This window comes from Rickettsia asembonensis (assembly GCF_000828125.2).
Taxonomy (GTDB): domain Bacteria; phylum Pseudomonadota; class Alphaproteobacteria; order Rickettsiales; family Rickettsiaceae; genus Rickettsia; species Rickettsia asembonensis.
The window spans coordinates 1-12,436 of the sequence record NZ_JWSW01000038.1 but is presented as its reverse complement, the minus strand read 5'-3'; the positions used below and the strand labels follow the sequence as shown (position 1 = coordinate 12,436).

Genomic DNA, 12,436 nt, shown 5'->3' with positions numbered 1-12,436 from the left:
TTATCTCTTAACACTTCCTTAATTAACTTTTTTTTGCATAAATAATTTTACCTTCCTTAGTAGGAATATTATCAAGCTTTGGTCCGACCTTACTCATCATTGTATTTACTTCTTCAGCTACTAATTCAGGCTTTATACCCTTATAATTAAGTAACATATCTCATACCATTATATTTATAATATTAGCTATATACTAAAATATTAATTATTAATCAAGCCTTCTTTACTAATAGTTACAATTTTATTTTATAAGTTAAATTTTGTTAAGTTTATAAGAATAAATTTATTGACAATTATTAATTTTTATTATATATCTGCACAATATAAATCTTTACGGTATTGTTATGGCAGAAAAAATTGATAATACAAAAACTAATAGAATACTTGCACTTTCCGGCGGTGGAATTAAAGGTATATCCGAGTTAATGGTGCTTATAGAAATCGAAGAGAGAACAGGAAAATCTATTACTGAACTCTTTCCTATTATTTCCGGTACTAGTGTCGGTGGTCTTATCGCCGCATTATTAACAATTCCGAAAGAGCCAGGTTCAAAAGAAGCAAAATATAGTGCTAGAGAAGCCCTTGAGATATTTAAGTCGAGTGCAAATGATATATTTCCTGATACTTTCTTAGGTTCAGTTAAGCAGTTATTTACTCATAAATATAGTCAGAAACCTTTAAAAGAATTATTAGAAAAATATTTAGGCGATAATAGAATGGATAATACTACTTCCCGCCTTGTTATTCCAGTAAATGATTTGACTACTAACGGTGAAGAATTGGAAATTTTTGACAGCTTTCACGGTTATAGCCCTCATGTTAGGGTAAAAGACGTATTGCTTGCAACAACAGCTGCACCTACATATTTTAAACCTATTATGGATAAAGCAGCCGTACAAGGATATGATTATGCTTCAGGTACTCCTTATGCATACGCAGATGGAGGACTCGATGCTAACAGACCGGCAAACGAAGTTTTAAAGTTGCTCAAAAAAGGTTATATACATAAAGAGCAAAATCATATACGCGAAGAGAAAACCCTCACACGTGAAGAGCAGAAAGAGATATTAGGCAATACTATGGTTTGTGCATTCAATTTCAGTAATGACATCGAACCTACGAGTTCCATACCTAAAATTGGCTTTGACGGGGTAATAGGTTGGCTTGTGAAAGGAAAATTAGTAAGCAGGCTTATGAACAATATGGAAAATTCTTCCACTATCGAGGTTAAAAATGATTTACCAGGAGAAGATGAATTTTTTGAAATAGGATTACCTATTTCTAAAAAGACTAAAAATTTAGATGATGCAAGTCCTAAAAATATTGAAAGATTAGAAGAAATAGGACGTAAATATGTGCAGGAGAATAACGAATTAATTCAAAAATTATGTGATAACTTGCTTGATAATTTAAACAAAGAACAAGCAACTAACCAAACTATAGATCTAATAGATGAAGGCTTTGAAGAGGATATAGCAAACAACGAGGATGCAGTTAATACACCGATAGCTCAAGCTCTAGATTCTAAAGATATAAAAGACATAGAACCTGGAAAAGAAGAATTATTAGCAGGTATCAAGGAGTTTTTTAATCCATTTATCGAAAAAAATCCAGAAGCAAAAGCAGATATAGAGAATTTTTTACACGAAATAAAAAATTGGACATTAGAAGAAATTGAAAATGGTATTGTTAGTTTTAAAGAAGCTAGCTTAAAATGGCAAACCGAGCAGAATAGCCTTGATGTATTTAGTAGCTGTAGTATGGAAGCCTTAAAGGAAGAGATGGACCTCGAAGGGATAGACGATGAAGTCTCAAACCATGAGATTTTAGCGTAATATTCTTTTGCCTCTCTAAAAATTCTTAATGTCATTCCTAGTTAAAAGCGGTCTTGTTGCATAGATGCCGAGTCGTCATTGCGAGCGACTAAAGGCGTTGTTGCATGGATCGAAAAACTTACTCGATGTCATTCCCGCCTCCGCGGGAAGGCATTGTTGTGTGGATAATAAAGGTCGTCATTGCGAGGAGCGAAGCTTTGCTGCAATCCAGAAAATAATTAAAAAAATTCTATAAATAAGAATTTTTTTCTTCCGTGCTTCGTCAATTACTTCATAATTTCCTTGCAATGACGAAAAAACCTATCTATGCAACAACACCTTTAGTTACGAATACTTGACTTTTTCTTATATAAAAACCAAATACAGTAAAACGAAATAGCAGAGCTATTACTTAAAACGAAGCATAATAAAGCAAAATTGCTTATCGTTTCGCTGTGTATTTTAGAAACCAAATAAGTTACGGCAGCAATAACTACGTAGTATATTGCACCGAATATAGACCCAGCCGTACCTGTTACTTTAGCATAATCCTCCAGTGCATAACGAAGCGTCATAGGGATAAGTAGATTATGCCCAACCATATGAATCATCATAGGTACAAATATCATAGCGATTGCAAGACTATGACTCGCTGAAACCACTTCTAATATAAAAGCATTTACCGCAAATAATATACAACCGCACAAACTAAAAATAAATCCCAAACCCATAACTTTTTTATCATGTACATGGCGTTTTTTTATTAAATACCCTCCTAAAAATCCTCCAAAGATAGCGGCAAAAGATAACAAAAACGCTAATTTACCGTAAAAAGATGGCGAAACTTTCATTTTATCAATAAAAATAAAAGGAGCTTCTATGAAAAAACCATAATATATGCCGTTAAATGCACCGATGATAAAAGCATATAACCAAAGAATTTTATCTTTAATAATTACCTGCAAAACCTCAAAATATTTACTGCTTTGTGAAAAATCTATATAAGAATTTGTTTCAGGTAAAACTTTATAATATAAAGCTAGTAATATAGTACCGGTAAGACTAAAAAATACAAAAACATAATGCCAGCTTGAATATTCTATAATATAACCACCTATCGATGAACCGAGTGAAGGGATAAATAACAGCCACGGAGACAAGCTAGCATAGACATATGATAACTCTGAGCCTTGATAGGAATCTCTAGCCATAGCCTGCCCAATAACAGAACCCACGCTTACACCGAAAGCTTGTACAAAACGAGCTATCATCAGCATTTCTATATTAACTGCAAAAATGCTAATAATTGAAGATACAACATAAATAAAAAGCCCAAGTAAAGCTATAGGTCTTCTGCCGTAAATATCCGATAATCTGCCAAGCGTTAATATACCAAGAGCAAACCCTAAAAAATATAATGTAGACGTAGTTTGAGTGATACCGCCGTCAATACCGAAATATTTGGTTAAACTCGGTAAACCTGAAGTATAAATCGTTTCCGTGGTCGGTGATAAAATAAATAGGCATAGAAGCATCCATGCCGGGATTTTAGCGATTATTTTCATAAGTGTTGTAAACTACATTTTTATGTCATTCTGTTGATTGCAGAAATCGGCTTTGTTGCATGGCTCGTTTATGTCATTCCTGCGAAAGCAGGAATCCAGTAAAACATATAAAAAACAAGTTTTTTATATATTTATTTTATCAAATTATGTAACCTCTATATCAATATTAAAGTTATTTTTCTGGATTCCTGCTTTCGCAGGAATGACATAAATAAATACTGCCGCTTTTACTCATTAATCCGCTCCAAACAAATTTTTTCTGTTATCGTTTTTAATTTTTCTACTCTCTCAATCAAGTAAAGTAACTGCTCTTTGCTAATTCTATAATTTTTATTATATCTTGCATCAACATATGCTTTTTTTAGTAATTCAAAACATTCTTTTTGTTCTTCATTTGCTTGCGGAAATACTTCCCATAATTCACTATTATAATTTGCTACTCTGCCGCCTAATTCTTCTATATCATGTAGCTTTGGTTTATAATTAGAAAAAACTAATAAAATGCTACTGTAAAAACTTTCCGTAGCTTGGTGTAACAAGAAAGCTGCTATGGAATTTTGATTTCTTTGTAGAAAATCATTTGCTCCTAATAAAAAACCTCTTCCTTTATCAAACCAATATTCATAATAATCTTTAGCAATTTCTTTCATCTCACTCCAAGGCAAATCTTTAGCCTCGCTAAGTTTAAATTCCTCGTTATCATATAAAAGAATACCTTCTTTCTTAATATCAGTGAAAAAATAACGCCCTATTTCTAATTGCCTGTTTACTTCATCTATTGACTCTAGAATTATTGAAATTCGTGAATCATATGGGATAATTTGATCTTTTATTACTCCGGTTTTTTTAATCTTTTATATATATTATCTTTTAATCTTAAAGTAACATGCCCTTTGTATTTACTTTTCTTAAGGATTATCAAAATATCAGTATCGCTATGATAGCCGTTAGGTAGATCACGTACCCAATCACCTCTTGCAAACGAACCATATAAGATAATCATAGCGATTTTATCTTGTGCAATATCTAAAATTTGACTTACTATATAATTAAGCCTAACTTGGATATGCAGGGATTGATCGGGCAAAATTGTTTTCATAATATTACTTTTTATTTCTAGGTCGTTTCAGTGTTCTTTATGTGATTCCTGCGTGGATCAATTTCACCTCTGTTCATCCCGTGGCCCTTCCACGGGATCCAGTTAGAAATACTAAAATTATTAGTATTTTTTATTGTTTTTATGGACCACGTGGTCAAGCGAACTAGGTGACACAGTGGGCTCTACCGGTCCACGCGTGCAACGCCTACGCGGGAATGACATTGCAATACTTTTCTGTAGCCTACAATAAGACCTAATACTTTAAGTATTTAAAGAATTAAACTTTATTTTGAATGGTGAGCGAACAGAACTTAAAAGTAAATAACGAATTGATAGACGAAGTTTTATTTGGAAAAGAGCAAGGTACTTTGAAGCTTATAACCGCAGCGTACATATAGTACGTGAGGATTATAAGCAAGAAGTAACGCCGCCAATTTTTCAAATAAAACGAGTATATCTATACGTTGAATCTAAAATGTACTATATCCCCATCCTGCATTTTATATTCTTTACCCTCTAAACGCATTTTGCCTACCTCTTTGGCTTTTGCTTCGCTACCGAGATTTATATAATCTTCATAGCCGATAACTTCTGCTCTAATAAAGCCTTTTTCAAAATCGGTATGAATGATACCGGCAGCAGCCGGGGCTAGTGTGCCGTCTTTAAAAGTCCAGCTATGGGCTTCTTTAGGACCTATGGTAAAGAAGCTTTTAAGGTTTAAGAGATTATACCCCTCTTTAATCACTTTACTAAGCCCTGTTTCGTCTAAACCTATAAATTTTAAAAACTCTTCTTTTTCTTCCGTGCTTTCAAGTAAAGCAATCTCAGCTTCTATTTTTGAAGAAATTACGACGCTTTTAGCGTTTTCTTTCTTTGCTCTTTCTGCTACTAATTTCGTAAATTCATTACCGACTGCAGCATCTTTTTCAAGTACGTTACATATATATAAAACAGGCTTAGAGGTAATTAACTGCAATTGCTTTAAATTATCAGCTCCTAAAATTTTATTTAACACTCTTGCAGGTTTACCGTCTGCCAGCACTTTATAAACCTCTTTTAACAGCTCTATCTGCTCCGCCATTGTTTTATCGCCTGACTTCAAGCGTTTTTCACTTGTTGCTAAACGCTTTTCGACCGATTCTATATCGGCAAGTATTAACTCTGTTTCAATAACCTCAAGGTCGTGAATTGGATTGACTTTATTATGTACGTGCGTTATATCCTCATCCTCAAAGCAACGTAGTACGTGCAGTATTGCATCGACTTCCCTGATATGAGATAAGAACTTATTACCAAGCCCTTCCCCTTTACTTGCCCCTTTAACAAGTCCTGCAATATCAACAAACTCAATATAAGACGGAATAATTTTTCCACTTCCGGCTAAGCTTGCGAGTCGTTGCAAACGCTCATCTGGTACTAAAACTTTGCTGCTATTAGGCTCAATAGTACAAAACGGATAATTAGCAGCATCCGCATCCTGACTTGCCGTTAAGGCATTAAATAACGTCGACTTACCGACATTCGGCAACCCAACAATTCCGAGTTTTAATGTCATAAATTTTTCCGTAAATAATACATTATAGAATCTTTTTTGTAACCGTGCATAGCAAATTCAATTTTATACCCAAGTTTCTCATAAAATGGTTTTGCTTCAAAATCCATCGTTATTAGGTAAATAAATTTATAGTTTCGCTCTTTTGCTAAATTTTCAGCTTTTTCCATAAGCAGCGTACCATATCTTTTTTCTCTAAAATTTTCGCTCACCCCAATCACATCAACAAATAATGCTCCATAAAAACTTACTCCTGAAATGCCGGCAATAAAATTTTTTTTCTTATCAAGACATACAAATGAAAAAGGAATAGATTTGTCAAAATCTTTTTTATTTTTTGCTTCTTTTTCGATTTCTAACCGTATTTGCTGCAAATAATGCTCTTCCATATTTTCAGCATAAACAATTTCAAAACCTTGTGTCATAAATTTTTCTTTTAATTAAAATTTTGTTGCATGGATCATAAAGCACCCTCGGTGTCATGCTGTGGCTTGACCACGGCATCCATAAAAGTAACTTAAAATACTAAAATTTTAGTATTTTAAATTGGATCCCACGATCAAGTCGTGGGATGACACTGGAAAAACCAATCCACACAACAATGCTTTCGCAAAAATAATATTATCCAATCTTATTCTTAAATTCTTCTAACTTATTCTCTAATATTAAATCAAAATTATTAACTATTCTATCTATAGCTTGCAACACTGTTTCATACTCGGATTTCAAGAAATTATTAAGTACATAATCTGCTACATCCTGATTATTTTGCGGTCTACCTACTCCAACCCTAATGCGATTATAATTATTGCCTATAACACCGTCAATTGATTTTAAACCGTTATGCCCGCCGTTACCGCCACCCGTTTTAAATTTTATTCTACCTGTCTCTAAATCAATATCATCATGAATAACAAAAATTTTTGCGGGGTGGATATTATAATATGTTTTCACCGATATCACTGACTTACCGGACAAGTTCATATAGGTAGTGGGCTTTATAAAAATTATCTTTTGTCCATCACTAATAGTTTCAGCAATTTCACAATTGAATTTTTTCTTTGTACTAAATGATGAATTATATTGGTTTGCTATTTTCTCTATAGCAATAAAGCCTATATTATGCCTCGTACATTGATACTCTTTTCCTGGATTACCAAGACCAATAACAAGAATCATAATAATTTACCTAATAAATAGTAATGGAAAATTTTTGAAGAAATATTAATTTGGAAGAAGTATATGAACATTCAGAATGTTATTCTCGTTTCTAGCGGTATTGCCCGGCATTGCCCGCGTGGATTGAAAAACCTACTCGATGTCATCCCCGCGTAGGCGGGGATCCAGAAAAATAACTTCAATGTTGATATAGAAGTTATATATTTGATAAAATAAACATATAAAAAACAAGTTTTTTATATGTTTTACTGGATTCCCGCCGTTGCTGGAATGACATAAAACGAGCAAAACAACACGCCTACGATTCCAAAAAAACTAATTGATGCAATGTCCTGTCTAAGCAGCTTACTTCCCTGCTTCAGCGGCTTGTTGCTCACTTTCAGCTTCAGTTTTTGCACCTCTACGTCCTATTATAGTTGCAAGGACAAATTCTTTTTTAGTAGTAAAACTGCATCCTTTCGGTAATTCTATTTTTGAAGATTTTAGCGAGGTAGCAATAGGCATGTTAGTAACGTCTATAGTCACATTTCTTGGGATATTATTAACATCACATAATAAAGTAACTCTTCTTTTTACTATATTAAAGTATCCACCTCTTTTAACGCCTAAAGCTCTTTCCTTCCCTTCATATACTACAGGTACTTCCATTTTTTGAGTTTTCTCTTCTAAAAAGACAAAATCAACATGGCGTACTATATCCGTAACAGGATGTAACTCCACGGCTTTCGGTAATACTTTATATTTTTTCTTATCAATCGTTAAATTAATTAACTGAGAGATAAAAGCCTGCTTTCTATAATATTTTGTTATTTCCTTTTCTTCTAAAGAAATACTAACAGGTGTTTTACCGGCTCCATAAATAATAGCCGGAACACGCCCTTCTCTTCTTAATGCTCTTGCCGTTCCTGTCCCGAATTCATTACGGGATTTAGCTTCAAGTTCTAATATTTCACTCATTATTTCAACGCTTTAAACTTAAAAAAGATTATAATAGCTTCAATTAATATAAAATTCAAGTATTTTTAGAATACCTGTGATGGCTTAACGCTTCGATGTCATTCCTAGCTAAAAGCGGGAATCTAGAAAAATAGCCTTAATATTGGTACAAAAATTATAATTTGATAAAACAAACATATGAAAAATAAGTTTTTTATATGCCTTACTAGATTCCTGCTTTTAGCGGCGTTGTTGCATGGCTCGACCTCACCTTTGTCATCCCGTGATTTATTCACGGGATCCAGTTAAAAATACTAATAATATTAGTATTTTTAGTTGTTTTACTGGATACCGTGGACAAGCCACGGTATGACACCGAGCGGGTTTTTGAGCCATGCAACAAGCCCACTTTTAGCTAAGAATGACAAGTGACTTGACAATATTTACTCAATCCCTAAAAACTTATGAGTTTGCAACGATAACCTAGCACCGCTTTCTAGGGCTAATTTTACTGCTAACTCATTATTTTCGGCATTAAGCCTTTGGTCGTTTTGATCCATAGGTTGAATAAAAACCGGTATATTATAAGAGGTTTGCCCTACTTCCGGTATAAAATTATATTCTAAAATATTTTTAGCAACGATAAATTTCACCGCACTAATTTTAGGCAATAAATCTTCTCTTATTTTACTATAACCGTTTTTACCTGCTTTTGGCGAACAAATTATAGACACTTCATTCGGCAAAGAGCGATATAACGTACCGTTAGTCTCTATTTGAATTTTTAAATTTTGGTCTAATAACTTCTGACATAATAATTCTATAGGTTGACGCATAGGCTCACCGCCGGTTATTACTACTAAATTAATTGATTTTTCATTTTTAGAATTTAATGCTAAACTTTCTACTTTATTTAAAATCTCAGCTATATCTACTAACTCAAAATCTTCAAACTCCGTATCGCAAAAATTACAAGCAAGATTACATCCTCCGAGCCTAATAAAAATCGCAGGGCAACCTACAAAAATACTCTCACCTTGTATAGTCTTAAAAATAGACTGCACCTCTAACTTAGTACCGTCACCGTTTAATATGCTTCTTTTAGGATTTTGTCCGAACATTATTTTGCAACTAAAAACATTAATGATGGCTATTATAGCATAAATAACAATATAATCTAAATACTTAAATAAGCCTTACAATCAAAATAAGTCTTGCAATAATTAATAAAAAAAACTATTATCTAGTTTTCTATCTGTACGTGGCTTTGGTATGCCTAATTACAGTTTAAATCTAGTAAATACCAATTTAAAGGAATAATCATGCCTAAATTAAAAACAAAATCCGCTGTAAAAAAGCGTTTTAAACTTACTGCTAGCGGTAAAGTTATCGCATCCCAAGCAGGTAAAAAACATTTTATGCGTCGTCGCACTAAAGCTCAAATCCGTAACCTTAGAGGAACTACAATACTTTGTCCTCAAGACGGATATAATATTAAAAAATATTTTCTACCATACGGTATAAATTAATTTAATTAGGAGCTACAGCAATGACACGTGCAAAATCAGGAAAAATTTCCAAAAATCGACATAAAAAAATCCTCAAATTAGCCAAAGGCTATAGAGGTAGAGCAAATAGCTGTTTTAGAGTAGCTATTGAAAAAGTAGAAAAAGCCCTTCAATATGCTTACAGAGATCGTAGAAATCGTAAGCGTGATTTCAGAGGCTTATGGATTCAAAGAATAAATGCAGCAGTAAGAGAGCATGGGCTTGTTTACTCTCAATTTATGGGGGCTCTTAAAAAAGCAGAAATCGATATAGATCGTAAAGTACTTGCAGAACTTGCCGTCAATAACAGTGATGGATTCGCAAGTATCGTAGAAAAAGCAAAAGCACATATTTAGTGTCATCCTAGCTAACTTGATCTCGGGATTTCAGGACACAAGCTGTGATACAAGATTCCATAGTCAAGCCACGGAATGACATAATTTATAACAATTAATTTTTATTTTCGTTCGGTATAAATATTATGAAACGTACATTTCAACCTAGCAATTTAGTTAGAAAAAGAAGACATGGTTTTAGATCTAGAATGGCTACTCCAACCGGAAGAGCAATCTTAAGAAAACGTCGTGCGAAAGGTAGACATAAATTATCTGCTTAAAATAATCTGACTTATCAAATTGTCTATTACCTCTTTAAAAAATCAAAAAGAATTTGAGCTTATAAATAAGCTTGGAAAGAAGTTCCATGAGAGATATTTTATTTTGGTAATAGCAAAAAAACTTCCAAAAATCTTCCTTGAATCAAAATATAACACCTTTTTAGGAATCAAAGTTAGCAGAAAACTAAATAAAAAAGCCGTGGTTCGCAACAAAATTAAAAGGCGTATAAGACATCTGATTAGAATTATTGTTAGCGATTCTAAGCTTAATGCTATAAAATTCGCAATGATTATTATTCCAAGAAAAGGATTTGAAGAGATAAACTTCTCACACTTGAATTGTGAATTAAGTAAAATAATTCTAAGAAATATTTAGATTTTATTGAATGGCTAATGGCTTAACATTGCACGACGTGGAGCGGTTTTTCCGTCATTGCGAGGAGGCATTACCCGCGTGGATACCGTGGTCAAGCCACGGTATGACAGCAAAAAGTGCTGGATTCCTGCTTTTAGCGGTGTTGTTGCATGGCTCAAAAAGCCTACTCGATGTCATCCCCGCGTAGGCGGGGATCCAGAAAAATAACTTCAATATTAATATAGAAGTTACACATTTGGTATAATAAACATATAAAAAACTTGTTTTTTATATGTTTTACTGGATTCCCGCCTACGCGGGAATGACATAAAGCGATCCACGCAACAATACCTCCTCGCAATGACGACTTGGATATTCATGCAACAATGTCGAGTTTGTAGAACTTTGTGATATTATTTATTAAATCTCCGAATCAATATTTCCCAATATTATTGTATCTGAATTATTATATATATTTTCTTCTATAAAATTTAAATTGAGTGCAATAGTATTATTTAAAAGAATTTCAGGAGTTATTCCTTTATAATTTATATTTTCTATTATATTTTTTGAAACAATATTTGATCCTAGAGTTAGTGTACCCTCACCTGATATATTTAAAGTGCTTCCTGATCCTATAGTTAGTAGACCAGCGATATTCAAAGATTTTCCTGTTTCTATAATTACGGTAGTATCAGAATTAAATGAGATATTATTAAAAGTCACATCTGATGCTATAATAAGTTTAAGAGTATTCATAGAATCTAAATGAATATCTAAACAATCTTCAATCTTTATTTCTTTTAAATAATTTTCTTGTGCCTCTTGTGACATTTCAAGTAACTCATTTTTAGCAACAGTCATTTTTTCTGCTAGTTTATATAGATTTTTATCTTTTAAGAGATCTAATAAAAATTTTTTACTAGGTAACAACTGCAATAGTTCCTCATAAGTTATGGTATCGGAAAACCATTTTATTAACTTCCAATTTTCAAAAAAAAATTTTTTATCATTTTCCTCTGTTAGTGTTCTATAGAATTTTATCCGCTCATCATTTACCGTAAAATCCTCGGATAATTTTTTGAGAGTTTCTTCTAATCTACCTAATATTGCTAAATCAAAAAAATCATTACTGCTATGTATTTGGTCACCATTAAGAGTAAGGATTGTACTATTTCCTGCTATTAACTCACATAACTTCTCTAACTCATTACCAACTACATAATCAATATCTTTAAAACTAAGTTGCTTTTGTATAGTTTATTGCTTCAAGTTCATTTATGCCTTTTTGCTTATCATCTTCATAATAATTACGAGCAATTTCAAATAATCTTCTTACTATAATTCTAGCTTCATTTATGTTATTTTCCCTGGAATAACTACTAGCTAATATCTCTAACAATGGATAATTTGAAATAATAGATTCTATTTCTTCTGCACTTAACATTCATCTTTAACTAACAAATGCTTTTCTGTTGATGCTTTAGGGCTTGACGCTTGCACCTCTACACTTAATTGTTTATAATTGTCTATACTTTCCTCATCTTGTTTTTTCTTATACGCATCTTCTATTTCTCTTTGCTTTAATTCATTACTCTTACTCCAGTTATAAGCCTCTTTTTCTTCTTCATTTTCAGCTTGACCGTTTTTAATACGCTCTATTTTGTTCTCTATTTCTACAATTTTTTCTTTTATAAATTTAGAAGACTCTATATATATTACCTTCAAAAACTCCTTATCTACATTCTTATCTTTATCTTTAGGGAGTGTTGA

Annotated in this window: 20 protein-coding genes and 2 pseudogenes; 7 read left to right on the top strand and 15 right to left on the bottom strand. The window is 32.7% G+C overall.

Features of this window, described 5'->3' with window-relative positions; genetic code table 11:
- Positions 1-22: 22 nt before the first annotated feature.
- On the bottom strand, positions 23-157 hold the full coding sequence (locus SB78_RS11515; RefSeq protein ID WP_277360638.1) for a hypothetical protein: 135 nt from the start codon (positions 155-157) through the stop codon (positions 23-25).
- Between the two features lie 187 nt (positions 158-344).
- Between SB78_RS11515 and SB78_RS04790 the strand changes: the two genes are divergently transcribed.
- Positions 345-1,835, top strand: a complete 1,491-nt coding sequence (locus SB78_RS04790) for a patatin-like phospholipase family protein (protein ID WP_052458495.1) — start codon at positions 345-347, stop codon at positions 1,833-1,835.
- Positions 1,836-2,155: 320 nt separating this feature from the next.
- Here SB78_RS04790 and SB78_RS04785 read toward each other — a convergent pair whose 3' ends face one another.
- Positions 2,156-3,379: a Bcr/CflA family efflux MFS transporter gene (locus SB78_RS04785; RefSeq protein WP_041078974.1), complete on the bottom strand. Its 1,224-nt coding sequence runs from the start codon at positions 3,377-3,379 to the stop codon at positions 2,156-2,158.
- 70 nt (positions 3,380-3,449) lie between these two features.
- On the opposite strand from SB78_RS04785, the gene SB78_RS10155 reads away from it, so the two are divergent.
- Entirely contained in the window at positions 3,450-3,590 is a 141-nt protein-coding gene (locus tag SB78_RS10155) for a hypothetical protein (protein WP_199402787.1), read from the top strand.
- Positions 3,591-3,606: 16 nt separating this feature from the next.
- Here the strand turns inward: SB78_RS10155 and SB78_RS09335 are convergent, their stop codons facing one another.
- The 9 genes from SB78_RS09335 to SB78_RS04750 form a co-directional block, all read right to left on the bottom strand.
- Positions 3,607-4,044: a HEPN domain-containing protein gene (locus tag SB78_RS09335; RefSeq protein ID WP_041078973.1), complete on the bottom strand. Its 438-nt coding sequence runs from the start codon at positions 4,042-4,044 to the stop codon at positions 3,607-3,609.
- Between the two features lie 167 nt (positions 4,045-4,211).
- Positions 4,212-4,478 (bottom strand): nucleotidyltransferase domain-containing protein, encoded by a 267-nt coding sequence (locus SB78_RS10150; RefSeq protein WP_041078972.1) that lies wholly within the window; start codon positions 4,476-4,478, stop codon positions 4,212-4,214.
- A 17-nt stretch (positions 4,479-4,495) separates the two neighbouring features.
- Positions 4,496-4,636, bottom strand: coding sequence for a hypothetical protein (locus SB78_RS08160; protein WP_241773753.1), 141 nt, complete (start codon positions 4,634-4,636; stop codon positions 4,496-4,498).
- 299 nt (positions 4,637-4,935) lie between these two features.
- Positions 4,936-6,033: a redox-regulated ATPase YchF gene (gene ychF, locus SB78_RS04770; protein WP_041078971.1), complete on the bottom strand. Its 1,098-nt coding sequence runs from the start codon at positions 6,031-6,033 to the stop codon at positions 4,936-4,938.
- Positions 6,030-6,419, bottom strand: coding sequence for a GNAT family N-acetyltransferase (locus tag SB78_RS08155; protein WP_338390880.1), 390 nt, complete (start codon positions 6,417-6,419; stop codon positions 6,030-6,032). The genes ychF and SB78_RS08155 overlap by 4 nt, the downstream gene beginning before the upstream one ends.
- A gap of 232 nt (positions 6,420-6,651) precedes the next feature.
- Entirely contained in the window at positions 6,652-7,209 is a 558-nt protein-coding gene (gene pth, locus SB78_RS04760) for an aminoacyl-tRNA hydrolase (RefSeq protein WP_041078970.1), read from the bottom strand.
- Positions 7,210-7,554: 345 nt separating this feature from the next.
- Positions 7,555-8,166, bottom strand: a complete 612-nt coding sequence (locus SB78_RS04755) for a 50S ribosomal protein L25/general stress protein Ctc (RefSeq protein ID WP_041078969.1) — start codon at positions 8,164-8,166, stop codon at positions 7,555-7,557.
- A 271-nt stretch (positions 8,167-8,437) separates the two neighbouring features.
- A complete protein-coding gene (locus SB78_RS10145) occupies positions 8,438-8,545 on the bottom strand; it encodes a proline/betaine transporter (protein WP_199402791.1) in 108 nt (35 codons plus the stop codon).
- 43 nt (positions 8,546-8,588) lie between these two features.
- The gene (locus tag SB78_RS04750) at positions 8,589-9,266 is read right to left on the bottom strand and encodes a 7-carboxy-7-deazaguanine synthase QueE (protein WP_041078968.1); all 678 of its coding nucleotides are present in this window, start codon (positions 9,264-9,266) and stop codon (positions 8,589-8,591) included.
- A 201-nt stretch (positions 9,267-9,467) separates the two neighbouring features.
- On the opposite strand from SB78_RS04750, the gene rpmI reads away from it, so the two are divergent.
- The 5 genes from rpmI (at position 9,468) to SB78_RS09715 (ending at position 10,871) form a co-directional block, all read left to right on the top strand.
- Positions 9,468-9,674, top strand: coding sequence for a 50S ribosomal protein L35 (rpmI, locus tag SB78_RS04745; RefSeq protein WP_004997924.1), 207 nt, complete (start codon positions 9,468-9,470; stop codon positions 9,672-9,674).
- A gap of 20 nt (positions 9,675-9,694) precedes the next feature.
- Positions 9,695-10,048 (top strand): 50S ribosomal protein L20, encoded by a 354-nt coding sequence (rplT, locus tag SB78_RS04740; RefSeq protein ID WP_040256020.1) that lies wholly within the window; start codon positions 9,695-9,697, stop codon positions 10,046-10,048.
- 125 nt (positions 10,049-10,173) lie between these two features.
- Positions 10,174-10,308 carry a 50S ribosomal protein L34 gene (gene rpmH, locus SB78_RS04735; RefSeq protein ID WP_011270688.1) on the top strand — a complete coding sequence of 45 codons (135 nt, stop codon included), beginning with the start codon at positions 10,174-10,176 and terminating at the stop codon, positions 10,306-10,308.
- A 19-nt stretch (positions 10,309-10,327) separates the two neighbouring features.
- On the top strand, positions 10,328-10,684 hold the full coding sequence (gene rnpA / locus SB78_RS04730) for a ribonuclease P protein component (RefSeq protein WP_041078967.1): 357 nt from the start codon (positions 10,328-10,330) through the stop codon (positions 10,682-10,684).
- 10 nt (positions 10,685-10,694) lie between these two features.
- A complete protein-coding gene (locus tag SB78_RS09715; RefSeq protein WP_158510106.1) occupies positions 10,695-10,871 on the top strand; it encodes a hypothetical protein in 177 nt (58 codons plus the stop codon).
- Positions 10,872-10,911: 40 nt separating this feature from the next.
- Here SB78_RS09715 and SB78_RS11510 read toward each other — a convergent pair whose 3' ends face one another.
- The 4 genes and pseudogenes from SB78_RS11510 to SB78_RS04715 all read right to left on the bottom strand — a co-directional run.
- Entirely contained in the window at positions 10,912-11,043 is a 132-nt protein-coding gene (locus SB78_RS11510; protein WP_277813961.1) for a hypothetical protein, read from the bottom strand.
- A 166-nt stretch (positions 11,044-11,209) separates the two neighbouring features.
- Positions 11,210-11,422: pseudogene (locus tag SB78_RS11785) on the bottom strand (hypothetical protein); the annotation flags it as partial.
- Positions 11,423-11,903: 481 nt separating this feature from the next.
- Positions 11,904-12,110, bottom strand: coding sequence for a hypothetical protein (locus SB78_RS04720; protein ID WP_041078966.1), 207 nt, complete (start codon positions 12,108-12,110; stop codon positions 11,904-11,906).
- A pseudogene (locus SB78_RS04715) lies at positions 12,104-12,436 on the bottom strand (hypothetical protein); the annotation flags it as partial. The gene SB78_RS04720 and the pseudogene SB78_RS04715, both read right to left, overlap by 7 nt.

Excerpts from the sequence above, each read along its gene's own strand:
- SB78_RS04750 (WP_041078968.1), bottom strand. The coding sequence starts at position 9,266 with ATGTTCGGACAAAATCCTAAAAGAAGCATATTAAACGGTGACGGTACT.
- SB78_RS04755 (WP_041078969.1), bottom strand. The coding sequence starts at position 8,166 with ATGAGTGAAATATTAGAACTTGAAGCTAAATCCCGTAATGAATTCGGG.
- SB78_RS04720 (WP_041078966.1), bottom strand. The coding sequence starts at position 12,110 with ATGTTAAGTGCAGAAGAAATAGAATCTATTATTTCAAATTATCCATTG.
- SB78_RS11510 (WP_277813961.1), bottom strand. The coding sequence starts at position 11,043 with ATGAATATCCAAGTCGTCATTGCGAGGAGGTATTGTTGCGTGGATCGC.
- rpmH (WP_011270688.1), top strand. The coding sequence starts at position 10,174 with ATGAAACGTACATTTCAACCTAGCAATTTAGTTAGAAAAAGAAGACAT.
- SB78_RS10150 (WP_041078972.1), bottom strand. The coding sequence starts at position 4,478 with ATGAAAACAATTTTGCCCGATCAATCCCTGCATATCCAAGTTAGGCTT.
- SB78_RS04785 (WP_041078974.1), bottom strand. The coding sequence starts at position 3,379 with ATGAAAATAATCGCTAAAATCCCGGCATGGATGCTTCTATGCCTATTT.
- rplT (WP_040256020.1), top strand. The coding sequence starts at position 9,695 with ATGACACGTGCAAAATCAGGAAAAATTTCCAAAAATCGACATAAAAAA.
- SB78_RS04790 (WP_052458495.1), top strand. The coding sequence starts at position 345 with ATGGCAGAAAAAATTGATAATACAAAAACTAATAGAATACTTGCACTT.
- SB78_RS10155 (WP_199402787.1), top strand. The coding sequence starts at position 3,450 with ATGTCATTCCTGCGAAAGCAGGAATCCAGTAAAACATATAAAAAACAA.
- SB78_RS08155 (WP_338390880.1), bottom strand. The coding sequence starts at position 6,419 with ATGGAAGAGCATTATTTGCAGCAAATACGGTTAGAAATCGAAAAAGAA.
- rpmI (WP_004997924.1), top strand. The coding sequence starts at position 9,468 with ATGCCTAAATTAAAAACAAAATCCGCTGTAAAAAAGCGTTTTAAACTT.
- SB78_RS09715 (WP_158510106.1), top strand. The coding sequence starts at position 10,695 with ATGGCTAATGGCTTAACATTGCACGACGTGGAGCGGTTTTTCCGTCAT.
- pth (WP_041078970.1), bottom strand. The coding sequence starts at position 7,209 with ATGATTCTTGTTATTGGTCTTGGTAATCCAGGAAAAGAGTATCAATGT.
- SB78_RS11515 (WP_277360638.1), bottom strand. The coding sequence starts at position 157 with ATGTTACTTAATTATAAGGGTATAAAGCCTGAATTAGTAGCTGAAGAA.
- ychF (WP_041078971.1), bottom strand. The coding sequence starts at position 6,033 with ATGACATTAAAACTCGGAATTGTTGGGTTGCCGAATGTCGGTAAGTCG.